Raw genomic sequence first — 25,180 nt, 5'->3', positions numbered from 1 at the left:
CGGGATATTTGGGCCAAGATAAATCAGGCGCCGTGATCGGGCATCTTGCCCGAGGGCGCGGTGTAGGGCCGGGTCACATCCCGCAGCGCGACATCCAGCGTTTCGACCTCCAGCGCGATGGCGCCATCGCCGGCCAGCGTCAGGATCAGCCGGCCTGTGCCGTCCACGCCCGGCTCGAAGGTGATGTCGAGCAAGGACAGAATTGTGTCACGGTCGCTGCGGTCAATGCCCTGCGATCGAACCGCCTGCACGTCGCGCACCAGCAGCATGGCACGCACCCGTTCGTAAGGCCGCTCCGCCGCCTCGGCCGCCGCGCGGTCTTCCCAGCGGAAGCGGTTGAGCAGGATGGCAAATTCACGCCGCGACCGCGCGAAGGTCATGTCGGTGATCGGAAAGACCGCATCCTGCACCAGCGAGGCCAGAACCTTCAGATCCTCGCCATCCGCCGCCCCGAGCCACAGCGGACCTTCATCGGCATCTTCAAACCGCGCGTCAGCCATCAGCCTGCAATCCGTTCGATCTGTGCCCCGCAGGCACCGAGTTTTTCTTCGACATGCTCATAGCCGCGGTCGAGGTGATAGACCCGGCTGACCACGGTTTCGCCCTCGGCTGCAAGCCCCGCAAGGATCAGCGAGACGCTGGCGCGCAGGTCGGTGGCCATGACCGGGGCGCCGCGCAGTTTTTCGACGCCGGTGACGGTCGCATGGCCCCCGTGCACGTCGATGCGTGCCCCCATGCGGATCAGTTCGGGTGCGTGCATGAAGCGATTCTCGAAGATTTTTTCTTCCAGAACCGAGGTCCCCTCGGCCGTGCACAGAAGCGCCATCATCTGCGCCTGAAGATCGGTGGGGAAACCGGGGAAAGGCTCGGTCGTCACATTGACCGCCTTCACCCGGCCATTCTTGCGCGCGACCTTCAGGCCGGTTTCGGTTTCGGTCACCGAAACCCCCGCCTCATCCAGCTTTTCAGCAAAGGCGCCAACCAGATCCAGCCGCCCGCCCAGGCATTCGACCTCGCCGCCGCAAATAGCTGGGGCGAGCATATAGGTGCCGAGTTCGATCCGGTCGGTCACCACCGGATGCGTGGCGCCGCCCAGCCGATCAACGCCCTGAATGGTGATCGTATCGGTGCCCTCACCCTCGATCTGCGCGCCCATGCGGCGCAGGCAATGCACGAGATCCACGATTTCCGGCTCGCGCGCGGCATTCTTCAGCACGGTTGTGCCCTTGGCCAGCGAGGCCGCCAGCAGGGCGTTTTCGGTCGCGCCCACGGAAACGAAGGGAAACTCGACCACGGCGCCCCTGAGCCGCCCGCCTGGTGCCCTGGCGTGGACATAGCCGTCGCGGAGGTCCAGTTCAGCCCCCATCGCCTCCAGCGCCTTCAGGTGCAGGTCCACCGGCCGCGCCCCGATCGCACAGCCTCCCGGCAGCGACACGACGGCATGGCCATCCCGCGCCAGCATTGGCCCGAGGACAAGGATCGAGGCGCGCATCTTGCGCACGATGTCATAATCCGCAGTGTGATTGTCGATCCGCCACGAGGACATGGACAGCACCTTGCCGCCCTGAAGGCTCGCGACTTCGGCCCCCAGCGATTGCAGAAGTTGCGTCATGGTGCGGATGTCCGACAGGCGCGGCGCATTGGTCAGCGTCAGCGGCTCTTCCGTCAGCAAGGTCGCGGGCATCAGCGTGAGACAGGCGTTCTTCGCCCCCGCGATCGGGATCGTCCCGCGCAGTTCACCCCCGCCCCTGACCAGAATCGAATCCATCGCGCTGCCTCACTCTTTCTCGTTATCATCTTGCGCCGCCCGCGCCCGGGCCTGCGCCTTGCGCCGCGCCATGTTCGCTTTCAAAGCCGCTTTCAGCCGATCCTCGCGCGAAAGCTCGGCCGTCCGGGCTTTCGCCGCAGGCTTCACAACACGGGAAGACGGGAGAACGGGATCGTCAGGCTGGCTCATAAGCTCTCTGTTAGCGCAGGCATAAAAAAGGGTCCAGATTGCGCTTGCACATGTCCGCGAATACGTCTATCTCCCCGCCACGCCCGGCAGGAAGACGCCGAAGCGAAGGCAAAAGCCCCGGTTGGCTGCGGTAGCTCAGTGGTAGAGCACTCCCTTGGTAAGGGAGAGGTCGAGAGTTCAATCCTCTCTCGCAGCACCATTTATCAGTTTAAAATCAAATACCTGCAAGCAGACGGTGTTTTGATCTGCCCGTTCGGCGGTTCGATTTCCGGCACTCCGTTCATTGCCGCATGTTCGGCTCTGATTACTCTCTGCTTCGAATGTGCGAAGCGTCAGACGCTCCCCTATCAGGCACGGATACCCAGCGCGACGGGGTCGCATCCTGCCGCACGGATGCGCCCGATCAGCTTCGGCAGGAAGGGGCGGCGCGCGTCGATATTGCGGCGGCGCAGGAACCACAGCAGGAATCGCGCAAAGGGCCAGCGGGTCGTCATCGCGGTGTCCAGCGCCGCGGGCCAGTCCCCGGCGCGCTTCACCGTCACCGCGCAGTGATGCAGGTCACTTTGCCCGAAAAACACCGCCGGCACGCCATGCAGCATCCCCTCCAGCCCGACGGAGGAGGAGATAGAGACCGAAACCGCCGCCCCCGCCAGAATATCATGCAGATTGGCCCCGGTGATCTGCACACCCGCAACGCCGGTCAGTCGGCGCAGAATCGCCTCGGTCTCGGGCCCGCTGTTGCGGGGATGCGGTTTCACAACCAGCATCCGCCCGTTCCGATGCGCCAGCACGGCATCGACCATTTCCGCCGCCGTCATGTGGCGCGCACGTTCCACCGGATCGGACAGGTCTTGCAGGAACAGCGCGATATGCCCGCCGGGGAAGGCCGCCTGCGCCTCCGGCTGGACATGCCGCGACCGGCGCGGCCTCACATATTGCGCGCGCAAATCGGCCAGAAAATCGGCCGCGCGATCCTCGGGCACCATATCGGGCCGGAACCTTGCCTGCATCGTGCTGCTTTCAAAGAAGATCCCCTCGGGATCGGCATAGAAGAAGCGGTCCAGATAGGCGGTGCCCAGAGTCAGCGCCTGCCCCCGCCCCACCGCCGCCGCATGAACCAGATCCAGATGCCCGCCCTCCGGCCCCGCGCGCAGACGGTCAATATCGCGGTGACAAAGCTCGACGCGCGCGCCAAGCCCCGCCAGCCCCTCCAGCGCACGGCGATAGAATTGCGGCATCCGTGCCGCCCCGTTGTCGAGCATGTGGGCAGGCAGGTGCAGGCGGATGCGGGCGTCGGTCATGGTCCTTTTCTAGCGCGACGGTCCCGCCCCGCAAAGCGGCAAAGGCTTGACATTCGCGCCGCCCTGCCCCATCTGCGGCAGGTCCGACACCCGGCCGCGTGAGCCTGAACGGGGTGCGGCAATGGTTCCCACAAGTCACGCAGGGGCACCGCGGTTCGACGGTGAACGGGGGTTCCCCCGGCACGAGGCGACCCGCCACCCCTCGCGGATGCCCGTTGCGGCATCCCGATGACTATTGGAACGACTTATGACGACTTTCGCTGATCTCGGCCTTTCGCCGAAGCTCCTCAAGGCGCTGGAAGGCACCAGCTTCACCACGCCGACGCCGATTCAGGCGCAGGCCATTCCGCAGGTGATGAAGGGGCGCGACCTGATGGGTCTGGCGCAGACCGGCACCGGCAAGACCGCCGCTTTCGGCCTGCCGCTGCTGCACCGCCTGCTGGACATCACCCACCCGCCGGGGCCGCGCAATGTGCGCGCCCTGATCCTGGCCCCCACGCGCGAACTGGTGCAGCAGATCTATGACCACATCTTCGCCTTCACCAAGGGCACGCCGGTCAAGCTGACCATGGTGGTCGGCGGCGCCTCGATCAACAAGCAGTCCGAACGGCTGGCCAAGGGAACCGATGTGCTGATCGCCACCCCCGGCCGGCTGATCGACCTCTTGGAGCGCGGCGACGTGCGGCTGGACAGCTGCGGCTATCTGGTGCTGGACGAGGCCGATCACATGCTGGACATGGGTTTCATCCATTCGCTGCGCCAGATCGCCAAATTCCTGCCGCTGCGCCGCCAGACCCTGCTGTTCAGCGCCACCATGCCGAAGGACATCGAGGAAATCGCCGATACCTATCTGCGCGATCCGGTCCGCGTGCAGGTCTCGCCCCCCGGCAAACCGGCGGAAAAGATTGTGCAGGGCGTGCATTTCACCCCGCAGGGTGACAAGGCAAAGCTCTTGGAAAGCTATCTGCAAAAGCATCCGGGAGAGGCCGCCATCGTCTTTGCCCGCACCAAGCATGGTGCCGACAAGCTGGCGAAGCTGCTGGTGACCTGGGGCTTCAATGCGGTAGCGATCCACGGCAACCGCAGCCAGAACCAGCGCGAGCGCGCGCTGGCCGATTTCCGCGAGGGCACGATGGATGTGCTGGTCGCCACCGATGTGGCGGCGCGCGGCATCGACATCCCCACCGTGCGGCACGTCTATAACTACGACATGCCGAACGTGCCGGAAAACTATGTTCACCGCATCGGCCGCACTGCGCGGGCGGGTGCCGGTGGCAGCTCGGTCAGCTTCTGCGCGCCGGCCGAAATGGACGAACTGAAACAGGTCGAGACGCTGCTGAAAAAGACCGTGCCTGTCATCGGCGGCGCGCCCTGGGCGATGGATGCGGTGAAAGAAGCCAATGCACTGAAGGTCGCGCGGGCGCAGCAGAACCAGCAGCGGCGCGGCGGCGGCGGGCGTCCGCAAGGGCAGAAACAGGGCCAGAAACCGCAGGGGCAGAAACCTTCGGGCGGCAAACCGGCGGCCAAGCCCGGCGGGGCCCGTCCGCAGGGGCAGAAACCGGCCCGCAAGGCGGCGGGCGGCTCTGCCCCGCCCCGTCGGCCCGCACGCGGCTGACAGATGCAAAAGGCCGGGCATGCAGCCCGGCCTTTTCTTATTTCGTGCGGCCAAGGGCTCAGTGTCCGGCTTCTTCCTCAAGATTGAGCTTCATTTCCAGCAACACCTGCTGGATTGCCAGTGTTTCGCGCAGCAGGCGCTTGGCCTCGTTCACCGAAATACGACCGTCGGCGATGGCCGTGTTGTATTCCGCCATCAGCATCCCGAACCTTTGCGCCAGCGCCACCACATCCGAATTGATGCCGCCCGACTGCGCATTGCGGCGTTCCGCGTCATAGCTGAAGGTGATGCCGCGCAGTTCCGCCAGCGCCGAGGTCACATGCGGGTAGCGCGCCGCCGCCTCCAACTGGGCCACGACGTCAATGGGCATGAAACGGTCGCTGTGTTCGTCCTGTTCGGAATAGTAGCGCCCGATGGTGGCCTTGGACTTGCCGGTGAGGTCGCAGGCCGCTTCGATTCCCACGTCCTTCACCAAGGCTTCGGTGTGTTTTTTCAGATAGGACTCGATAGACATGAAACCCGCTAATCCTTCCACATCCCCCATTTGGGGGAAATCACTGTTTCTTTTCCCATTAATCGGACGGCAGGGGTTTGTCATTCATAATCCAGTTCCGGCGAGCCCGGAACCTTGATGAGTGAGCTTCCGGCGTCCCCAGCGCCGGAGCGGGTGGGGGTCCGCCGTGCCAAGGTCTCACGGGGAAACCGGCCGGGAAACCGGAAGGTTGTGCGGCGGACCCGTCAGTTCCGAGTGTTGTCGCCCTTCCCTCGTGGGCGCGACGTAACGAGTATGGCGGTCCGCCGCATGTGCCTTCTGTTCGTCCGGGTGGGCGCTGGCCACGTCAAATCCACCTCCCGGCGTGCCCCCACCCCCTCTGTTTCTGGGGAGGTCTTGTTGTCCGGTGCGGGTGCCGTCACGGCACCCGGGTACGAGTATCAACAGTGACCCTGTATCAGTGCGACGGCCCCGCTTGTGACAGGCGGGGCTTTTCGCTATCGGGCGGCATGGCCAAGCTTTACTTCCACTACTCGACGATGAACGCGGGCAAATCCACCGCGCTTCTGCAAGCCTCTCACAACTACCGAGAAGGGGGCATGCAGACTTATCTGCTGACCGCGCGGCTCGACGACCGCGCGGGAACCGGCCGCATCGCCAGCCGTATCGGCATTGGCGAAAGCGCCGACATGTTTGGCGCCGCTGATGACATGTGTGCTCTGATCGCGACCCGGCTGGGGCGCGGCCCGGTGGCCTGTGTCTTCATCGACGAAGCACAGTTCCTGACCAAGGCCCAGGTCTGGCAACTGGCGCAGGCGGTGGACGATCTGGGCGTGCCGGTGATGTGCTACGGCCTACGGGTGGATTTTCAGGGCAACCTGTTCCCCGGATCGGCAGCACTTCTGGCCTGGGCCGATGAAATGCGCGAGGTGCGCACGATTTGCCATTGCGGCAAGAAGGCCACCATGGTGGTGCGCCGTGCCCCGGATGGCAGCGCGCTGCGCGATGGCGACCAGGTGCAGATCGGCGGTAACGAGACCTATCAGAGCCTGTGCCGCCGTCACTGGCGCGCCGCCATGGGGGATACCGACGCCTAGCGCCGCGCCCGCAGGGCAATCATCACCCCCGCGGCCGCGATCAGTGCCATACCCGCCAGCGCCAGCAGGCTTTGCGTCTCGCCCCAGATCAGCCAGCTCCACCCCGCCGAGGCGGGCAGGATCACATATTCAAAGACCGATACGCGGCTCGCTTCGGCCAGTTGATAGGCCTTGATCATCATGCCCACCCCCAGCAGCGAACCTGCTGCCTGAACCAGCGTCCAGAACAGGAAATCCGCCGAAGGCCAGACCGGGCCGCGCAGCACGAAGCCCGCGGTGCCCTCGGGCACCTCCACCGGCACCAGTGTCAGGACTGCCATGCCGATCAGGCCGAAAATCCCCAGCGCGGCAAAGAAGCCGCCCAGCAGAGTTTCCGCCGTTTCCCCGTCGCACCACTCCCGCGTGGCGATATTGCCCAGCGCGTAAAGCGCACCAGCCAGTACCGGAAGGAAAGCGGCCACGCTGGCGCCACGCATCGCCTCCGGGCCCAGCACCATGACCACCCCGGCAAAGCCCACGGCCACCGCCAGCACCCGCACCGGACCGATGGGGTGGCCATAGATGAAGCGCGAGATCAGCAGGACGAAGATAGGTGCGGTGAATAATCCTGCCGCTACCTGCGCCACCGGCAGGAAGGCCAGTGCGCCGAAATAGATCACCATGCCACTGCCATGAATCGCCGACCGCGCCACCACCGCCCGCAGGTTGCGGGGCCGCAGCCGCAACCGCAGCGGCACCATCAGCGCCAGCAGGATCGCCCAGGCCATGACCGAGCGCGTCGCATGAAACTGCCACAGCCCGCCATCCGCCGCGATCAGGCGCACGAAATTGTCGGTGAAGCCGATCAGCATGGCATAGACCAGCACCATCCCGGCGGCAGCCAGGGTGCGGTCCGGGCTGCGGTCGGTTGCCGCAGCCATGTTAGCGGTAGTCATCGCGCAATTCCTTTCTTCCCCTCTTTTCAATGCCCTGAACCCGCCGCAAACTGCGCGCCGGAAAACGACATGTTCCGCCAGTTCGGGAGGAGAGCGCGCTATGGGTTGGCTGGTTGACGAGACCGGACTGGAAAAGAATGCCGCGAACCATGTGGCGCTGACGCCGCTGTCGCATCTGAAGCGCGCCGCCGACGTGCATGCCGGACGCACCGCTCTGGTCTGGAAATCGACGCGGCGCAGCTATGCCGAATATCTCGACCGCACGACCCGCCTCGCCTCTGCCCTGGCCCGTCGGGGAGTGGCACCGGGCGATGTGGTGGCGACGCTTCTGCCGAACATCCCGCAGCAGGCCGAGGCGCATTTTGGCGTGCCCGCCTGCGGGGCGATCATCAATACGATCAACACCCGGCTGGATGCCGATACGGTGGGCTATATCTTCGGCCATGCCGGCGCGAAGATCGTGCTGGTCGATACCGCGCTGCTGCCGCTGGCCGAGGCCGCTATCAAGAAGATGGAGGGCTCCGCGCCGCAGATCATCGAAGTCTGCGACCGCGAGGCGGGTTTCACCCCCGGCAGGCATTATCTGGAATACGAGGATCTGCTGGCCGAAGGCGACCCGGAGTTCGACTGGGTTTTGCCCGAGGATGAATGGGAAAGCCTTGCCATCAACTATACCTCCGGCACCACGGGACGGCCGAAGGGTGTGGTCTATCATCATCGCGGCGCTTACCTCGCGACCATGGCCAATGTCATCGCCTGGCGGATGCAGCTTTTTCCCAAGGTGCTGACCATCGTGCCGCTGTTTCATTGCAACGCATGGGTGCAGCCCTGGCTGGTGCCGATGATGGGCGGCACGCTGGTCTGTTGCCGCGACGTGACCGCGAAAGCGATCTATGACGCCATCGCCGATGAAGGCGTCACCCATTTCGGCGGCGCCCCCATCGTGCTGAACACCATCATCAACGCGAAAGACGCAGACCGCCGCGCCTTTGATCATGTGGTCGAGGTCTTCACCGCAGGCGCCCCGCCGCCTGCCGCCACACTCGCCGCCATCGAACCGCTGGGTTTCAATGTCACGCAGGTTTATGGGCTGACCGAAACCTATGGCCCCGCCACCGAATGCCTGTGGCAACCGGAATGGGACGACAAGACGGGCGAAGACCGCGCCGCCTTCAAGGCCCGCACCGGCGTTCCGATGGCCATGCTGGAGGCGGCCGAGGTGCATGATACCCACGGCGTTCCGGTGCCGCGCGACTCGGCCCATCTGGGCGAGATCGCCATGCGTGGCAACATGGTGATGAAGGGCTACTACAAGAACCCGCAGGCCACGGCCGAGGCGTTCAAGGGTGGCTGGTTCCGCTCGGGCGACATCGCGCTTCAGCATCCCGACGGCTATATCAAGATCACCGACCGCGCGAAGGACATCATCATTTCGGGCGGCGAGAATGTCAGCTCGGTCGAGGTCGAGGGCGCTCTGATGCACCACCCGGCGGTCAGCCTGTGTGCCGTGGTCGCCAAGCCCGATGCGAAATGGGGCGAGGTGCCCTGCGCCTTCGTCGAGCTGAAATCCGGTGCCGAAGTGACCGAGGAAGAGCTGATCAAGTTCTGCCGCGCACGTCTGGCAGGCTTCGCCACCCCCAAGGCGGTGGTGTTCTGCGAGTTGCCGAAAACCTCGACCGGCAAGATCCAGAAGTTCGAGTTGCGCGCCGTGGCCAAGCTGATGGCACAGCAACAGGGCGTAACGGCGTGACGCCACGCCCCGAAGGTGCGGACGAGGCGGCGGCGATCGGCCGGTTGATCACCGATGCCTTCGCCACCGCCGCCCATTCCGATGGCAACGAGGCGGAAATCGTGACGGCGCTGCGGGCCTCGGGCGATCTGCTTCTGTCGCTGGTCTGCGAGGATGGCCATGGCCTGACCGGCCATATCGCCGCCTCTCCCGTCACCATCGGCGGAACGCCGGGTTGGGCCTGTATAGCGCCCGTATCCGTCGCGCCGCGCTGCCAGCGGCAGGGTATCGGTCAGGCATTGATGCGGGCTGCGTTGGCAGCTTTGCAGACACAGGGACATGGCGGCGTCGTGGTCCTTGGCGATCCGGCCTATTACGGGCGCTTTGGCCTTGTGGCTGACGCGGCCCGTCACATTCCGGGTGTGCCTGCAGAATATGTGCTGTCGCGGCCCTTCAGCAGCCCGGCCCCGACCGGCGAAATCCGCTTTGCCCCGGCCTTTGGACCCGTCTGAACCGAGGCGGTTGTGACCACGGGACAATCCCGATAAGCTGGGCTGAATAGCGGCAAGAAGGCCATCAATGCGCACGACGGCGCTGAAGCAGTATCAGAAGCTTGAAAGCCCGGGGCTATGGCGTGAAGCGCCGGAAATGCAACGGCGCGAGGTGATCGTGGCCTTCGGCGAGGCCTCGCTGACGCTGTCCGATCCGCGCACCGAAGCCGCCCTGTCGCACTGGTCGCTGCCCGCAGTGGAGCGGCTGAACCCCGGCGAGATCCCCGCCCTGTTCGCCCCCGGTCAGGACGCGCTGGAAACGCTTGAACTGGACGACCCGACCATGATCGCCGCACTGGAGAAGGTGCGGCACACCCTTGCCACCGCTCGCCCCCGGCCGGGACGGCTGCGGGGTTCGCTTTTGCTGGCAGGGACTGCGCTGGTCTTGCTGGCGGGGGCGGTTTTCGTGCCCGGAGCGATGATCGACCACACCGCCGCCATGGTGCCGCCGACGATGCGGAAATCCATTGGCCGCACCGCTCTGGCGGATCTGTCCCAGGTCGCCGGGGCGCCCTGTTCCGATGTGTCGGGCCTGTCGGCGCTGGAAAAGCTGTCGGCGCGCCTGTTCGGGGAAAACCCGCCGCAGCTTGTCGTGCTGCGGGACGGCACCGCCCTGTCGCTGCATTTGCCGGGCCGGATCATCGCATTGCACCGCTCGCTGATCGAAAACCAGAACAGCCCGGATGTGGCCGCAGGTTTCGCGCTGGCCGAGGCCGAGCGTATCAGCGAAACCGATCCCATGCTGCCCCTGCTGGAATATGCCGGGGTGCGGGCAACCTTTGGCCTGCTGACCACGGGCCGCCTCGCACCCGGATCGGTGCAGGGCTACGGGCGGCTGATCCTGACCGAGCCGCCCTCGGAAGTGGATACCGAGCATTTGCTTACTCGCTTTGCCGAGGCGGGCGTGGCCAGCACCCCCTATGCCCGCGCGGTGGACCCCAGCGGTGAGAGCGTGCTTCGACTGATCGAGGCCGATCCTTTCGCGCAGGAGGCAGCCCCTCCGCTGCTGAAGGATGGCGACTGGATCAGCCTTCAGGCGATCTGCGCCGAATAGCCCCGGACAGCGAATAGCCGCGGACAGAAAGACGCCCCCGACCGGAACGGCGGGGGCGCAGGGTTATTCTGCCCGTTTTTTGCCTGCTCAGAATTACCGGATGAACGCGTCGCCGAAGCCCGCGCGGCGAACCGCCCCAAGGGCAGCCTGCGCCGAGGCCGCATCCCCGAAGGGCCCGGCCAGAACGATCTGAAGCGGTTTGCCGCTCTTGTTGATGCGCGAGGTGCCGACCGGCAGGCCCGCTGCCCGCAGACGCGCCTTGGCACCTTCGGCATTGGCAGGCTCGCCAAAGGTGCCGATCTGCACGAACATCCGCCCCGCGCGTGCCTGAACCGGCGCCTTGGCCGTGCCCATGCTGGAAACCTGAACCTTTCGGACGGGTTGCACCTTGTTCTTGGACGAAACGACGACAAGGCGACGGGTCTGGCGCGGCGCCTGATCGGCAACCAGTTCAGCCGGCACATCGCGGGTCCAGATCTGATCCTGTGCCGCCTGACCGGACGCCGTCCCGACACCACGATAGGGGTTCAGACGGTCATCCTTCCAAGCGGATTTATAGCCCTTCGGAACCGGAAACTCATCCGTGACCTCTGCCGAGCGCAGGATCACCGTGGCGCGGTCGGAGCTGCCGATGTCATTCACGCTCAGCGTGCCGCGGCTGACAACCGTCCCCGCCGGCTCGGTCAGCCCCGCACCCAGACGCGGCCCGTTCCCCAGCGCAACTTTGGAATAGATCGGCGCATGAGCGCCATTCAGTGTCCCGTCCCCACGGGTACACAGCACGGCCGTGCCGCCATTGGACAGCGCGTAAAGCTTCGGCACCGGGGCCGAGGCATAGCAGGCAATCTTGCGGCCGCCCGGCGCGGCGGCGAGGCTTGGCACGGTCGTTGGCGCAACTGCGGCGCGCGCGACGGGCGCCTGCGCCACCATGACCGAGGCCGGGGGCGTCGGATGTGCCATCACCACAGGCGCGGGCACACCACGCATCAGCGCCGGATCGACCGGACGCGCCGCAGTTGTGCGGATGCGCGGCGGCGTTGTCACCGTCGCGACCGTCGCCATGGGCGCCCCCACGGCGCGAGGCGTCGGGGCGGCGGCCACACGCGGCGCGGGCTCCTCCGCCGGTGCGACCGGAACAGGCTTGCCAAGGGTGGCCAGAGTCGGCGGATACCCACAGAGCGCCCGGCGGTCCCGGCTGACGCGCGGCACCCAGCTGGTGACACCGTTCAGGCCCGCCCGCAGGAACACGCAGCCCCGGCTGTCGACATACATTTGCCCCTTGAAACCCGGAGGAGGCAGCTCGCGCGGCCCGCCGATCTGAGACACTGTTTGCGCCTGGGCGACAGTTGTACCGGACAACACGGCAAGAACCGCAGCGGCAACAAACCTGCGAAGCATGAAGACCCCCTCATCGAGTAAGCGAATCATGCAACAGGATTGTTCTCGGGTAAAGGGGTAATGGCTTATTTTGTGCCGAACATACGGTCGCCCGCATCCCCTAGGCCAGGTACAATATATCCATGGTCATTGAGGTGGCTGTCCAACGAGGCCGTGACGATCGGCACATCGGGATGCGCCTCCTTCATGCGCTGCACGCCTTCCGGCGCCGCCAGAAGGCAGAGGAAGCGGATGTTCTTCGCCCCCGATTGTTTCAGCAGGTCAATGGCCGCCACGCTGGAATTGCCGGTCGCCAGCATCGGATCGACCACGATGCAGATGCGTTCGTCCAGCCGGTCCGGCACCTTGCAGTAATACTGCACGGGTTGCAGCGTTTCCGGGTCACGATACAATCCGACGAAGCCCACGCGCGCCGCCGGGATCAGCTCCAGAATGCCGTCCAGCAGTCCGTTGCCCGCCCGCAGAATGGAAATCAGCGCTAGTTTCTTGCCATCCAGCGTCGGCGCATCCATTGGCTGCAACGGCGTCTCGATGCGGGTGGTGGTCATGTCCAGTTCGCGCGTCACCTCATAGGCCAGCAGCAGGCTGATCTCTTTCAGCAGGCGGCGAAACCCGGCAGTCGATGTATCCTTGTTGCGCATGATGGTCAGCTTGTGCTGCACCAGCGGGTGATTCACGACGGTCAGATGTTCGGTCATGCGCGGGGCTCCAGTCTCATGGCAAGTTTCTCTTTGGTGTCGCGATCGCAGAAGGCGGCGTCAAGCGCGGTGCGGTTGAGCGTGTCGAACACGCCCTGATCCCAGTCGAAAGCATCGGCCAGCCGGTCCCATTCGCGGGTCATCGTGGTGTGGAAGAAGGGCGGATCGTCGGTGGAGACCGTGACCTTCACACCCCGGTCGTAAAGCTGCCCGATGGGATGTTTGCGCCAGTCAGGATAAAGCCCCAATGCGATGTTGGAGCCTGAGCAAACCTCCAGCACCGTGCCGCGTTCAGCGAGTTCGTCGACCAGCGCCAGATCCTCGATTGCACGGACACCATGGCCGATGCGGCTTGGCGCCAGCGCCGCCAGCGTGTCACGGATATGCTGTGGCCCGCGCCATTCCCCCGCATGCGCCGTCAGACCCAGCCCGGCCTCGCGGGCACAGTCGAAGGCCCAGGCGAAATCTTTGGGCTCACAGACCGCCTCATCCCCCGCGATGCCAAAGCCGGTGACAAACCGCCCAGCGGTTTCGGCGGCACAGATCGCCACATCACGCGATTTTTCCGGCCCGAAATGACGGATCGGCGTGATGATGGCGCGCAGCGTGATGCCCATTTTCGCTTCGGCCTCCGCCGCCGCATCCTCGATGGCGGCCAGATAGTCGCGCCAGGCCGCCACATCCCGACCACCGCAGAAATCGGGGCTGAGGAAGGTTTCGCTGTAAATCACGCCATGTGCGGCGCTTTCCTCCAGCACAGCCAGCGCAAGGCGGCGGTAGTCCTCGGGGCTGCGCAGGACCGAGGTCGCAGCCTCGTAAACCCGCAGGAAGTGCCGGAAGTCGCGCCAGGCATAACCGCCGCCTTCGTTGAAAATGCCCGAGATATCTTCGTGCTTTTCCGCCGCCAGCCCCCTGATGAAGGCGGGCGGGGCCGCACCTTCCAGATGCAGGTGCAGTTCGATCTTGGGCTGATCTTTCAGGGTCACAGGAAGCTCCGCCCCGGCCCTTGCGCCGGGATGTTCAGATGGGTGGCAAGGCTTGCGGCCACATCGGCAAAAGCGCACAGGCCGAAGCTGCCCGCGTCGTTTCCGGCAATCAGCACCGGCACGCGTTCGCGGGTGTGTTCAGTGCCGCGCCAGGTGGGATCATTGCCGTGGTCAGCCGTGAACAGCGCCATATCCCCGGGCCGGAGACGCGCCAGAAATTCCCCTGCGCGTGTGTCGAACCATTCCAGCGCACGGGCATAACCCGAGACGTCACGGCGGTGACCATAAAGGCTGTCGAACTCAACAAAGTTCGCAAAGGTCAAGCTTCCCGGCTCGGCTTCCGTCGCAAGCCGGTCCAGATGATCGAAAAGTGCAGCGTCATCCTTACCTTTGTGCAGTTTGCCAATTCCGCGATGCGAGAAGATGTCGCCGATCTTGCCGATGGCATGGGTCGGGCGCCCTGCCTCCTGCACCCAGTCCAGCAGCGTAGGTGCAGGCGGTGCGATGGCAAAGTCCCGGCGATTGGCGGTGCGGCTGAAGCTGCCGGGCTGACCGACGAAGGGCCGTGCAATCACGCGCCCCACACGCCGGGCATGCAGCACAGGTGCCAGACCCTCGCACAGCGCGATCAGCCGGTCGAGGCCAAAGCTTTCCTCATGCGCGGCAATCTGGAACACGCTGTCCGCCGAGGTATAGCAGATGGGCCAGCCGCTGCGCATATGCTCCGGCCCCAGCCGTTCAATGATCTCGGTGCCCGAGGCGTGACAATTGCCAAGGATGCCCGCTGTCCCGGCCAGACAGCAGACCTCGGCCACGATCTCGGGCGGGAAGGCAGGGGCGGTATCGGGGAAATAGCTCCAGTCCCAAGGCACCGGCACCCCTGCCAGTTCCCAATGGCCCGAGGGCGTGTCCTTGCCGCGTGACACTTCGGTCGCGGCCCCCCAAAGGCCGGTCGGCACCGCCCCCAATCCGGGCACCCGCGCGCCCGACGCCAGATGCAGTGCCGCACCGAGCCCGAGCGCATCCAGCACGGGCATCCGCAACAGGCCACTCCGCCCCTGTTCGGCCTGCCCCGCGGCACAGGCTTCGGCGATATGGGCCATGGTATTCACCCCTTCATCGCCAAAGGTCGCAGCATCCGGCGCACCGCCGATGCCCACGCTGTCCATCACGATCAGAAAGGCCCGGTTCATACGGCGATCCTTTTCAAGACAAGGGGCGGCAGTTCCGGCCGCCCGGGCGTGATGCGACAGGCGGCCAGCACCGCCGCAGCCGCCGCCTCCGCCGCCGTTTCGGATTGCGCATGCACCACCGCCAGCGGCAGCCCCCGAAAGATCTCGGTCCCGATTTCGGGGAGCCCGGCGAGACCAACGGCCGGGTTCACCCGGTCGCCATCGCGCAAGCGGCCGCCACCCAGATGCACGACCGCCTCACCCAGCCGGAAACCATCCACCGCAGCCAGAAACCCTGCTTCCGGCGCCGGAACCGGGCGCATGACGGGTGCCGAGGGCAGCCGGTCGGGCCAGCGATCCACAAAATCGGCAGGCCCGCCCTGCGCGGCGACCATCCGGCCGAAACATTCGGCAGCAGCCCCGCTTTCCAGCGCCTCGGTCACCAGTCCCTCGCCCTCCGCCGCATCGGTGGCAAGGCCCGCCAGCGCCAGCACCTCGCCGCCCAGGGCCGCAGTCAGCGCACCAAGCCGCGTGCGCAGCGCACCGCCGGTCATCACCTCCATCACCTCGATCACCTCCAGCGCATTGCCCGCTGAAGGCGCCAGCGGCTGCGTCATGTCGGTAATCAGGGCCGAGGTCTTGCACCCCGCCCCATTCGCCGTGCTGACCAGCGCCTGAGCCAGAGCCTCCACCTCGGTTTCGGTCTTCATGAAGGCGCCGGAACCAGCTTTCACATCCAGAACCAGCGCCTGCAGCCCCGCCGCAAGCTTCTTGGACAGGATCGAGGCGGTGATGAGGTCGATGCTTTCCACCGTCGATGTCACATCACGGATCGCGTAAAGCCGCCGATCCGCCGGCGCGATATCGGCGCTGGCCGCCACGATGGCGCAGCGCACTTGGCCAAGTTGCCGCCGCAGTGCCGCTTCATCCAGCCCGGTACGGAACCCCGGGATCGATTCCAGCTTGTCCAGCGTACCGCCGGTATGGCCCAGCCCGCGACCCGAGATCATGGGCACACAGGCCCCACAGGCCGCCAGCGCGGGCGCCAGCAGAAGCGAGACGCAATCACCGATGCCGCCGGTCGAATGTTTGTCGATCACCGGCCCCGGCAGATCCCAGCGCAGCACCTTGCCGCTGTCACGCATGGCCTCTGTCAGCGCCACGCGGCCCGTCTCGCCCAGCCCGCGCAGAACCACCGCCATGGCAAAGGCCCCGGCCTGCGCATCCGTCACCTCGCCCGAGGCAAGGCCGCGCGCGAACCAGCGCAGGTCTTCGCGCCCCGGATGCCCGCCGTCGCGCAACGTGGCGATGATCGCGCGGGCGTCGGTCATGTGCGGTCCATATGCGCGGCGCTGAACCGGCCAGGCAGTAGTTCGGCCACGCTGGTCCGCATCTGCGCGCCTTGGGTGGTGCAGAGCGTGACGGGCGCATCGCCTGCCGCAAACTCGGCCAGTTTCTGACGGCAGCCTCCGCAGGGCGGCACCGGGTCGGGGCTGTCGGCGATGACCAGCGCCTCGGTGAACCGGGTTTCTCCCGCCGCGACCATGGCGGCAATGGCGCCCGCCTCGGCACAGGTGCCCTCGGGGTAGGCTACGTTTTCCACATTGCAGCCGGAATAGACCACGCCCGAGGCCCCCCGCAGCGCCGCCCCCACCCTGAAGCGCGAATAGGGCGCATAGGCATTCTCGCGCACCGCCGTCGCGGCATGCAGCAGGGCAGGATCGGGGGTGGACATGGGTGCCTCGCGAATTTGACCAACAGGTCGGATTGTGCGGCAGCCCCGCGTCCGGCGCAAGCCGCCGCCCCTGCCCCGCCCGGCGCGACTTGCGGTTTTCCGCGATTGCGGCGAGGCAAGCTTGTCGGCACAGTGAAGGCGGAACAGATGCGGCATCCGGCGCATAGGCGCCATGCAGCGCGCAAAGCCGCTTTTTATTGAGTGGAGAATCTGGTTTAACCCTAAACCAGATTTCGGGAGGACGGAATGGACGAGACCCGCCAGGACAGCGCGCGTCAGGCCGCGCTGGATTATCACGAATACCCCAAACCGGGAAAGCTGGAGATCCGGGCAACCAAGCCGCTGGCCAACGGTCGCGACCTGTCGCGCGCCTATTCGCCCGGCGTGGCCGAGGCCTGCCTAGAGATCAAGGCAGATCCATCCACCGCAAGCCGTTATACAACAAGAGGAAATCTGGTTGCCGTGGTGACGAACGGCACCGCTGTACTTGGCCTTGGCAATATCGGTGCGCTGGCCTCCAAGCCAGTGATGGAGGGCAAGGCCGTCCTGTTCAAGAAGTTCGCAAACATAGATTGTTTTGACATTGAACTAAATGAACCGGACCCGGTGAAGCTGGCCGATATCGTCTGCGCGCTGGAGCCGACCTTCGGCGCGATCAACCTTGAGGACATCAAGGCGCCCGACTGTTTCGTGGTCGAAAAGCTGTGCCGCGAACGGATGAACATTCCGGTTTTCCATGATGATCAGCACGGAACCGCCATCGTGGTGGGCGCCGCGGCGACCAATGCGCTGCATGTGGCGGGCAAAAGGTTCGAGAATATCAAGATCGTCAGCACCGGCGGCGGGGCGGCGGGCATCGCCTGCCTGAACATGCTGCTGAAGCTGGGTGTGAAGCGCGAAAACGTCTGGCTTTGCGACATTCACGGTCTGGTCCATGAGGGCCGCGAGATTGACATGAACCCCCAGAAGGCTGCCTATGCTCAGGCCAGCGACAAGCGGACACTGGACGAGGTGATCGACGGCGCCGACATGTTCCTCGGCCTCTCCGGCCCCGGCGTGCTGAAACCTGAAATGGTGGCGCGGATGGCGGAGAATCCGATCATCTTCGCGCTGGCCAACCCGACGCCGGAAATTCTGCCCGACGAGGTGCGCGCCGTCGCCCCCGGCGCGATCATCGCCACCGGCCGCAGCGACTTTCCCAATCAGGTCAATAACGTGCTGTGCTTCCCCTTCATCTTCAGGGGCGCGCTGGACGTGGGGGCGACGCAGATCAATGATGCAATGCAACTGGCCTGCATCGACGGAATCGCAGCCCTGGCCCGTGCCACCACCAGCGCCGAAGCCGCCGCCGCCTATCGCGGCGAAAAGCTCAGCTTCGGGCCGGATTATCTGATCCCGAAACCCTTCGACCCCCGGCTGATCGGCGTCGTCGCCAGCGCGGTGGCGAAGGCCGCGATGGAGTCGGGCGTCGCCACCCGCCCCATCGACGACCTCGCCGCCTATCGCGAGCGGCTGAACGGCTCGGTCTTCAAATCCGCGCTGATCATGCGCCCGGTGTTCGAGGCCGCGCGCAATGCCGAACGCCGCATCATCTTTGCCGAGGGCGAGGATGAGCGCGTGCTGCGGGCGACCAACGCGATGCTGGAGGAAATGACCGACAAGCCGATCCTCATCGGCCGCCCCGAGGTCATGGCCCGGCGCTGCGAACGCGCGGGCCTGCCGATCCGCCCGGACCGGGATTTCGAGGTCATCAACCCCGAAAGCGACGCCCGTTACCGCGATTACTGGGGCAGCTATCACGAGCTGATGGCCCGGCGCGGCGTTACACCCGATCTGGCCCGCGCCATCCTGCGCACCAATACCACCGCCATCGGCGCCATCGCGGTGCATCGTGGCGATGCTGACAGCCTGATCTGCGGGACCTTCGGACAATATCTCTGGCATCTGAACTACATTTCGCAGGTTCTGGGCCGGGGCAGCCTGTCGGCGCATGGCGCGCTCAGCCTGATGATCCTTGAGGACGGGCCGTTGTTCATCGCCGATACCCAGGTGAACCCGATCCCCACGCCGGAACAGATCGCCCTCACCACGCTGGGCGCCGTCCGCCATGCCAAACGTTTCGGCGTCACACCCAAGGTCGCGCTCTGCTCGCATTCCAACTTCGGCAACCTCGACAGCGATTCCGGCCGCCGGATGCGCGAGGCGCTGGCTCTCCTGGATGCGGAGAGCCGCAGTTTCGTCTATGAAGGCGAAATGAGCATCGACGCCGCGCTGGACGCCGACCTGCGCGCCCGCATCTTCCCCGGCTGCCGGCTGGAGGGTGCCGCCAATATCCTGATCTTCGCTTATTCCGATGCGGCCAACGCGGCCCGCAACATGCTGCGGATGAAGGCGGGCGGGCTGGAAGTCGGGCCTATCCTGATGGGCATGGGCAACAAGGCGCATATCGTGACCCCCTCAATTACGCCGCGCGGGCTTTTGAACATCTCGGCCCTCGCCGGAACGCCCGTAGCGCATTACGGCTAAGACATGCGGCGGCCGGAAATCCGGCCGCCGACTCACTTTCAGGCAGCAGGCAAACTGCAAATCCTGAAAAATTTGCAAACTCCCCGGCTATTCCAACAAAATTTGGCATAACGTGCGACTTTGCATAAATTTGCCGTCCGCAAACAGCATAATTCTGCAAATTTTCTGCCCCTGCGCCCCGACGTGATCGGTAACACCGTTGCGGCAATACCCGGTCGTCGCGTAACAATCCGTCAAACCGGAGGAGGGTGCATACCATGGCATACAGGGAAATCTACCAAAGCTGGAAGGCAGACCCGGAAGGCTTCTGGATGAAGGCCGCCGGGGCGATCGACTGGGTGAAACCGCCGTCGCGCGCCCTGAATGCCGACCGCGCCCCCCTCTACGAATGGTTCACCGATGCGCAGGTCAACACCTGCTGGAATGCGGTGGACCGCCACGTCCTCGCCGGTCGCGGCAACCAGCTGGCCATCATCCATGACAGCCCCGTCACCCACCTGCGCAAGGGTATCACCTACAAGGAGCTGCAAACCCGCGTCGCCAGCCTCGCTGGCGCCCTGCGCGCCAAGGGCGTGGAAAAGGGCGACCGTGTCATCATTTACATGCCGATGATCCCCGAGGCGCTGGAGGCGATGCTGGCCTGTGCCCGTCTCGGCGCCATCCATTCGGTCGTGTTCGGCGGGTTTGCCGCCAATGAGCTTGCCGTGCGGATCGACGATTGCAAGCCCAGGGCGATCATCGCGGCAAGCTGCGGGATCGAGCCGAACCGCATCGTGCATTACAAGCCGTTGCTCGACGGCGCCATCGAACTGGCCACGCACAAGCCGGATTTCTGCGTGATCTTCCAGCGCGAGCAAGAGGTCGCCAAACTGGTCGAAGGCCGCGATGTCGCCTGGCACACCTTCCAGTTCGGCGTCGAACCCGCCGAATGCGTGCCGGTCGAGGGCGATCACCCGGCCTATATCCTTTACACCTCCGGCACGACCGGCCAGCCCAAGGGTGTGGTGCGCCCCACCGCAGGCCATCTGGTCGCGCTGAACTGGACGATGCGCGCCGTCTATGACGTGGGCGTGGGCGACGTGTTCTGGGCCGCCTCGGATGTGGGCTGGGTCGTGGGGCACAGCTATATCTGTTACGGACCGCTGATCGCCGGTTGCACCACCATCGTGTTCGAGGGCAAGCCCGTGGGCACCCCCGACGCGGGCACCTTCTGGCGCGTCATCAGCGAAAACAAGGTGAAAAGCTTCTTCACCGCCCCCACCGCGCTCCGCGCGATCCGCCGCGATGACCCCGAAGGAGAATTCATCGGCGAATATAACCTCAAGCACCTCAAGGCCCTCTACCTTGCCGGTGAACGCGCCGACCCCGACACGATCCAATGGGCGCAAAAGCACCTCGGCGTGCCGGTGATCGACCACTGGTGGCAAACCGAAACCGGCTGGGCCATCGCCGCCAACCCACTGGGGATCGAGGAACTTCCCGTCAAGCTTGGCTCGCCCTCGGTGCCGATGCCGGGCTATGATGTGCAGGTGCTGGACGAGGGCGGCCACCCGGTCTCCGCAGGCACGCTCGGCGCCATCGCGGTGAAACTGCCGCTGCCCCCCGGCACCCTGCCGACGCTGTGGAACGCCGATGACCGCTTCCGGAAAAGCTATCTCAGCCATTTCCCCGGCTATTATGAAACCGGCGATGCGGGCTATGTCGACGAGGACGGCTATCTCTACATCATGGCGCGCACCGATGACGTGATCAACGTCGCGGGCCACCGCCTCTCGACCGGCGCCATGGAAGAGGTACTCGCCTCGCATCCGGATGTCGCCGAATGCGCGGTCATCGGGGTCAGCGACACGCTGAAAGGGCAGTCGCCGCTCGGCTTCCTCTGCCTCAAGAAAGGCGCCAACACCCCGCATGACGAGGTGGTCAAAGGCTGCATCAAGCTGATGCGCGACCGTATCGGCCCGGTGGCCGATTTCAAACGCGCCGTCGTGGTGGATCGCCTGCCCAAAACCCGCTCAGGCAAGATCCTGCGCGGCACCATGGTCAAGATCGCGGATAATGAAGATTACAAGATGCCCGCGACCATCGACGACCCGGCGATCCTCGACGAGATCAGGCTCGCCCTGCAAAGCCTCGGCCTCGCCAAAGGCTGACCCATAGCCGCGTCCCTGCCACGGGGCGCGCGCCCTGCCCTTTGCTTCTTGCAAAAATACTCATGCAACGGCGGCCAGAAGTGCCGCCGTTTCACATGAACTGCTCATGCGTCAGCCGCTCTTCCAGCCCGTGCCCCGGATCGAACAGCAGCCGGTGACAGACGCTCGGCTCCGACCGGATCTCCACACTCAGCACATCGCGGAACGACCGGCTGTCAGCATCGGCCATGACCGGCCGCTTCGCCGCCTCCAGCACGTCGAACCGCACCACGGCCGTCTTCGGCAGCAACGCCCCGCGCCAGCGGCGGGGCCGGAAGGCTGCCATCGCGGTCAGCGCCAGAACATCGGCGCCGATCGGCAGGATCGGTCCATGTGCCGAGTAATTATAGGCGGTCGATCCCGCGGGTGTGCAGACCAGCGCCCCGTCGCAGACCAGTTCGGCCATCCGCTCGCGTCCATCCACGCTGATCCTCAGCTTGGCGGCCTGCGGCCCCGCGCGCAGCAGGCTCACCTCATTGATCGCCAGCGCATGATGCTCCCGCCCCGAGGCGGTGACGGCTTGCATGGCCAGCGGATTGATCACCGTCTCTTCCGCCGCGCGCAAACGCTCTTCCAGCGCCTCTTCGGAATAAGAATTCATCAGAAAGCCGATGGTGCCGCAATTCATGCCATAGACCGGCAGGCCAAGGCTCTGCGTCTCGTGCAGGGTCTGCAACATGAAGCCGTCGCCCCCCAATGCCACGATGACATCTGCCGACCGGATCGGCGCATCGTCATAGCGGTCGCTCAGCGCCGTATAGGCGGACAGCGCCGAAGCGCTTGTGCTGGCCCGGAAATTGATCCGCATGGCATCCTTCCTCGATCCCTGCCGTCAGTCTTGCGGGGCGGCGGGAGCAAACTCAAGTCTCTGCGGCGCAGCGCGACGGAAAAGTTTCCGATAGGCGACATTCTGTTCGTTTGAATTCGGGTCCATGTCGGTTTCTACCCTTCCCTGTCGCTTGGGGCATGGTCTAAATGACCGCGAATCCGCCCTTCCTTGACAGGAGACGCCCATGACCGACATCCGCGATCCCGGTTTCTTCACCGAAACCCTCGCCTCCCGCGACCCCGAGCTGTTCGGCTCGATCACTGACGAACTCGGCCGCCAGCGGGACGAGATCGAGCTGATCGCGTCGGAAAACATCGTCAGCCGTGCCGTGATGGAGGCGCAGGGCTCGGTGATGACCAACAAATATGCCGAGGGCTATCCGGGCAAGCGCTACTACGGCGGCTGCCAGTTCGTCGACGTGGCGGAAAACCTCGCCATCGAGCGCGCCTGCAAGCTGTTCGGCTGCACCTTCGCCAACGTCCAGCCCAATTCCGGCTCGCAGGCCAACCAGGGCGTGTTCAACGCGCTGCTGAAACCGGGCGACACCATTCTGGGCATGAACCTGGCCTCGGGCGGTCACCTGACCCACGGCGCCGCGCCGAACCAGTCGGGCAAATGGTTCAACGCCGTGCAATATGGCGTGCGCCAGCAGGACAGCCGCATCGACTATGACGAGGTCGAGCGCCTGGCCGACGAGCATCAGCCGAAGCTCATCATCGCCGGCGGTTCGGCCGTGCCGCGGCAGATCGACTTCGCCCGTTTCCGCGCCATCGCCGACAAGGTTGGCGCCTTCCTGATGGTCGACATGGCGCATTTCGCGGGCCTCGTGGCTGGCGGTCAGCACCCCTCGCCCTTCCCCTATGCCGATGTGGCGACCACCACCACGCACAAGACCCTGCGCGGCCCGCGTGGCGGCATGATCCTGACGAACAACGAGGATATCGCCAAGAAGGTCAATTCGGCCATCTTCCCGGGCATCCAGGGCGGCCCGCTGATGCATGTCATCGCCGCCAAGGCGGTGGCCTTCGGCGAGGCGCTGCGGCCCGAGTTCAAGGCCTATGCCGCACAGGTGGTGGTCAATGCGCAGGCGCTGGCCGACCAGCTGATGAAGGGCGGGCTGGACATCGTGACCGGCGGCACCGACACCCACGTCATGCTGGTGGACCTGCGCCCGAAAGGCGTGAAGGGCAATGCGACCGAAAAAGCGCTGGGTCGTGCCCATATCACCTGCAACAAGAACGGCATCCCCTTCGACCCTGAAAAGCCGACGGTGACCTCAGGCGTGCGTCTGGGCACCCCGGCAGGCACCACCCGCGGCTTCGGCGAGGCCGAATTCCGCCTGATCGCCGACTGGATCGTCGAAGTGGTCGATGGCCTGGCCGCCAATGGCGAGGATGGCAATGGCGAGGTCGAAGCCGCCGTGCGCGCCAAGGTCGCCGGCCTCTGTGCCCGCTTCCCGCTCTACCCCGGTCTCTGACCGGCACGGGGCCCCGGCACTCCGGGGCCCCAAATTTCCTGCAAAGACATTTGCAAAAGTTTTCTGAACGCTTTTGCCTCTGCGCCCACGTCCTCAGAGCAATTTCTATGCCCCATGCCCCGCACAGCACCCGGCTGGAACGCCGTCTTGGCGACTGGGCGCGGGCGCGTCTGCCCTATGGTCTCGCCGAACTGGTGATGTTCATACTGAAGCAGGGCTGGGCCTGCCTGTTTGGCGGCCTGCTGCTGATCGCCATTCTCGCCACCCGCCTGATCTGGTCACCAGAATGGCCTGTGCATCGCTACGATGCGCTGTTCCTGTTTGCCATCGCCACGCAGGTCGTCTTTCTGTGGAAAGGGCTGGAGACATGGGAAGAAGCCCGTGTCATCCTGATGTTCCACCTGACAGGCACCGCGATGGAATGGTTCAAGGTCGGCGCCGGATCATGGTCCTACCCGGAACCGGGCCTGTTCAAGCTCTGGGGCGTGCCGCTGTTTTCCGGCTTCATGTATGCCAGTGTCGGCAGCTACATGGCGCGGGTCATCCGGCTGTTCGACATGCGCTTTGCACCCTACCCGCCGTTCTGGCTGACCGTGGTGTTCGCGCAGGCCATCTATGTGAATTTCTTCGCCCATCACTTCCTGCCGGACATCCGGGTCGCACTTTTCGCAGGATCAGTGCTGCTGTTCGCCCGCACGCGGATCTGGTTCCGCATCTCTGACCGGGACTGGTGGATGCCGCTGCCGGTTGCGGCATTCCTCTCCAGCTTCGCGCTCTGGCTGGCCGAGAATATCGGCACGGCAACGGGAACCTGGCTCTACTCCGGTCAGGTCGCCGGACAGGTCGTCAGTTTCGCCAAGCTGGGGTCGTGGTATCTGCTGCTTTACGTCTCGTTCGTCACCGTCACACTGGTCAGCCGCGCGGCGCTGCATCGGCAGCCCTTGCCCGTCACATCAGCCCGCGCAGCTTCAGCACAAGTACAGCCAGCCCGGCCACGACAATAAGGCCGAAGACCACCTGCGCCACGACCGAAATCAGCAGGCCTTTGCGCCGACCGGCGGAGCCCAGAGGTGACAGGTGACGCAGACAGATGTCATAGGCTTCGGCCACCTCGCCCTCATCCACCTGCAACAGAAGCTTCGGGTTTTGCGACATATGCGCCGCCTCGGCCAGCCGCTCTGCCGCGGCCCGCACTTTGCGCGGCAGCCGCCTTCCCCCCCGCGACAGCTTTTCGGCCAGCCCCGCACCCTTGATGCGCAGCCGCTCCTCCATCAGCCCCGCAACCCGGTCCGCCATCTGCTGAATGGTAATCGCGCCCATCTTCGTGTCCTGCCCGCCGCTGCCCGGCGGTCTGCCACCGCCCTTGCGCGGCAGACTACGCTTGCACGCGGAAGGCATCAACCGCTCTGGCAGTCGCGGAAAGGCTCGGTTACTTCTG

At 65.2% G+C, this 25,180-nt stretch carries 23 protein-coding genes and 1 tRNA gene; 10 read left to right on the top strand and 14 right to left on the bottom strand.

Annotated elements, in window-relative coordinates; all coding sequences use genetic code 11:
* Positions 1-23: 23 nt before the first annotated feature.
* From IE126_RS11010 to IE126_RS11000, 3 genes are read right to left on the bottom strand one after another with little or no spacing between them, the layout of a single operon-like run.
* Positions 24-500 carry a DUF2948 family protein gene (locus IE126_RS11010; RefSeq protein ID WP_189380981.1) on the bottom strand — a complete coding sequence of 159 codons (477 nt, stop codon included), beginning with the start codon at positions 498-500 and terminating at the stop codon, positions 24-26.
* Positions 500-1,768: a UDP-N-acetylglucosamine 1-carboxyvinyltransferase gene (gene murA / locus IE126_RS11005; RefSeq protein ID WP_189380980.1), complete on the bottom strand. Its 1,269-nt coding sequence runs from the start codon at positions 1,766-1,768 to the stop codon at positions 500-502. The genes IE126_RS11010 and murA overlap by 1 nt, the downstream gene beginning before the upstream one ends.
* A 9-nt stretch (positions 1,769-1,777) precedes the next feature.
* Positions 1,778-1,957, bottom strand: coding sequence for a hypothetical protein (locus IE126_RS11000; RefSeq protein ID WP_054301496.1), 180 nt, complete (start codon positions 1,955-1,957; stop codon positions 1,778-1,780).
* A 124-nt stretch (positions 1,958-2,081) separates the two neighbouring features.
* Between IE126_RS11000 and IE126_RS10995 the strand changes: the two genes are divergently transcribed.
* Positions 2,082-2,156: transfer RNA gene (locus tag IE126_RS10995), tRNA-Thr, on the top strand.
* Between the two features lie 148 nt (positions 2,157-2,304).
* Here the strand turns inward: IE126_RS10995 and IE126_RS10990 are convergent.
* Positions 2,305-3,258 (bottom strand): hypothetical protein, encoded by a 954-nt coding sequence (locus IE126_RS10990; RefSeq protein ID WP_189380979.1) that lies wholly within the window; start codon positions 3,256-3,258, stop codon positions 2,305-2,307.
* A gap of 247 nt (positions 3,259-3,505) precedes the next feature.
* Here IE126_RS10990 and IE126_RS10985 point away from each other — a divergent pair, with 247 nt between their 5' ends.
* Complete coding sequence (locus tag IE126_RS10985) at positions 3,506-4,873, top strand: DEAD/DEAH box helicase (protein ID WP_108128914.1); 1,368 nt, start codon at positions 3,506-3,508, stop codon at positions 4,871-4,873.
* Positions 4,874-4,931: 58 nt separating this feature from the next.
* On the opposite strand, the gene IE126_RS10980 is transcribed toward IE126_RS10985, so the two are convergent.
* Positions 4,932-5,387: a hypothetical protein gene (locus IE126_RS10980; protein ID WP_054301493.1), complete on the bottom strand. Its 456-nt coding sequence runs from the start codon at positions 5,385-5,387 to the stop codon at positions 4,932-4,934.
* 488 nt (positions 5,388-5,875) lie between these two features.
* Here IE126_RS10980 and IE126_RS10975 point away from each other — a divergent pair, with 488 nt between their 5' ends.
* Positions 5,876-6,463 (top strand): thymidine kinase, encoded by a 588-nt coding sequence (locus IE126_RS10975; RefSeq protein ID WP_108128915.1) that lies wholly within the window; start codon positions 5,876-5,878, stop codon positions 6,461-6,463.
* Here IE126_RS10975 and IE126_RS10970 read toward each other — a convergent pair.
* On the bottom strand, positions 6,460-7,398 hold the full coding sequence (locus IE126_RS10970) for a DMT family transporter (RefSeq protein ID WP_229825405.1): 939 nt from the start codon (positions 7,396-7,398) through the stop codon (positions 6,460-6,462). The two genes, IE126_RS10975 and IE126_RS10970, sit on opposite strands and share 4 nt — an antisense overlap.
* 100 nt (positions 7,399-7,498) lie before the next feature.
* Here IE126_RS10970 and IE126_RS10965 point away from each other — a divergent pair, with 100 nt between their 5' ends.
* From IE126_RS10965 to IE126_RS10955, 3 genes are all read left to right on the top strand, one after another.
* A complete protein-coding gene (locus IE126_RS10965) occupies positions 7,499-9,148 on the top strand; it encodes an AMP-binding protein (RefSeq protein ID WP_189380978.1) in 1,650 nt (549 codons plus the stop codon).
* Positions 9,145-9,639, top strand: coding sequence for a GNAT family N-acetyltransferase (locus IE126_RS10960; RefSeq protein WP_189380977.1), 495 nt, complete (start codon positions 9,145-9,147; stop codon positions 9,637-9,639). The genes IE126_RS10965 and IE126_RS10960 overlap by 4 nt, the downstream gene beginning before the upstream one ends.
* Before the next feature lie 67 nt (positions 9,640-9,706).
* Positions 9,707-10,732 carry a hypothetical protein gene (locus IE126_RS10955; protein WP_189380976.1) on the top strand — a complete coding sequence of 342 codons (1,026 nt, stop codon included), beginning with the start codon at positions 9,707-9,709 and terminating at the stop codon, positions 10,730-10,732.
* Positions 10,733-10,825: 93 nt separating this feature from the next.
* On the opposite strand, the gene IE126_RS10950 is transcribed toward IE126_RS10955, so the two are convergent.
* The 6 genes from IE126_RS10950 to IE126_RS10925 all read right to left on the bottom strand — a co-directional run bounded on the left by IE126_RS10950 (position 10,826) and on the right by IE126_RS10925 (position 16,721).
* Positions 10,826-12,130, bottom strand: coding sequence for an SPOR domain-containing protein (locus tag IE126_RS10950; protein ID WP_189380975.1), 1,305 nt, complete (start codon positions 12,128-12,130; stop codon positions 10,826-10,828).
* Positions 12,131-12,195: 65 nt separating this feature from the next.
* Positions 12,196-12,828 (bottom strand): uracil phosphoribosyltransferase, encoded by a 633-nt coding sequence (gene upp / locus IE126_RS10945; protein WP_054302383.1) that lies wholly within the window; start codon positions 12,826-12,828, stop codon positions 12,196-12,198.
* Complete coding sequence (locus tag IE126_RS10940) at positions 12,825-13,814, bottom strand: adenosine deaminase (protein ID WP_189380974.1); 990 nt, start codon at positions 13,812-13,814, stop codon at positions 12,825-12,827. Before IE126_RS10940 ends, upp begins: the two co-directional genes overlap by 4 nt.
* Positions 13,811-15,007, bottom strand: a complete 1,197-nt coding sequence (locus tag IE126_RS10935; protein ID WP_189380973.1) for a phosphopentomutase — start codon at positions 15,005-15,007, stop codon at positions 13,811-13,813. The genes IE126_RS10940 and IE126_RS10935 overlap by 4 nt, the downstream gene beginning before the upstream one ends.
* On the bottom strand, positions 15,004-16,317 hold the full coding sequence (locus IE126_RS10930; RefSeq protein ID WP_189380972.1) for a thymidine phosphorylase: 1,314 nt from the start codon (positions 16,315-16,317) through the stop codon (positions 15,004-15,006). The genes IE126_RS10935 and IE126_RS10930 overlap by 4 nt, the downstream gene beginning before the upstream one ends.
* Positions 16,314-16,721, bottom strand: coding sequence for a cytidine deaminase (locus tag IE126_RS10925; RefSeq protein ID WP_108129026.1), 408 nt, complete (start codon positions 16,719-16,721; stop codon positions 16,314-16,316). The genes IE126_RS10930 and IE126_RS10925 overlap by 4 nt, the downstream gene beginning before the upstream one ends.
* A gap of 246 nt (positions 16,722-16,967) precedes the next feature.
* Between IE126_RS10925 and IE126_RS10920 the strand changes: the two genes are divergently transcribed.
* Together IE126_RS10920 and prpE are read left to right on the top strand one after the other, a co-directional pair.
* Positions 16,968-19,247 (top strand): NADP-dependent malic enzyme, encoded by a 2,280-nt coding sequence (locus IE126_RS10920; protein ID WP_054302387.1) that lies wholly within the window; start codon positions 16,968-16,970, stop codon positions 19,245-19,247.
* Positions 19,248-19,504: 257 nt separating this feature from the next.
* Entirely contained in the window at positions 19,505-21,397 is a 1,893-nt protein-coding gene (prpE, locus tag IE126_RS10915; protein WP_189380971.1) for a propionate-CoA ligase PrpE, read from the top strand.
* Between the two features lie 91 nt (positions 21,398-21,488).
* On the opposite strand, the gene IE126_RS10910 is transcribed toward prpE, so the two are convergent.
* A complete protein-coding gene (locus IE126_RS10910; RefSeq protein WP_189380970.1) occupies positions 21,489-22,244 on the bottom strand; it encodes an NAD kinase in 756 nt (251 codons plus the stop codon).
* Positions 22,245-22,449: 205 nt separating this feature from the next.
* Here IE126_RS10910 and glyA point away from each other — a divergent pair, with 205 nt between their 5' ends.
* Positions 22,450-23,742 (top strand): serine hydroxymethyltransferase, encoded by a 1,293-nt coding sequence (gene glyA / locus IE126_RS10905; RefSeq protein ID WP_108128926.1) that lies wholly within the window; start codon positions 22,450-22,452, stop codon positions 23,740-23,742.
* Between the two features lie 107 nt (positions 23,743-23,849).
* The gene (locus IE126_RS10900; protein WP_189380969.1) at positions 23,850-24,746 is read left to right on the top strand and encodes a DUF817 domain-containing protein; all 897 of its coding nucleotides are present in this window, start codon (positions 23,850-23,852) and stop codon (positions 24,744-24,746) included.
* On the opposite strand, the gene IE126_RS10895 is transcribed toward IE126_RS10900, so the two are convergent.
* A complete protein-coding gene (locus IE126_RS10895) occupies positions 24,691-25,062 on the bottom strand; it encodes a hypothetical protein (RefSeq protein WP_108128928.1) in 372 nt (123 codons plus the stop codon). The genes IE126_RS10900 and IE126_RS10895 overlap by 56 nt on opposite strands.
* Between the last annotated feature and the right edge of the window lie 118 nt (positions 25,063-25,180).

Source organism: Gemmobacter nanjingensis (assembly GCF_014652195.1).
In the GTDB taxonomy this organism is placed as follows: domain Bacteria; phylum Pseudomonadota; class Alphaproteobacteria; order Rhodobacterales; family Rhodobacteraceae; genus Gemmobacter; species Gemmobacter caeni.
This window is presented reverse-complemented; position numbering and strand designations above follow the sequence as displayed.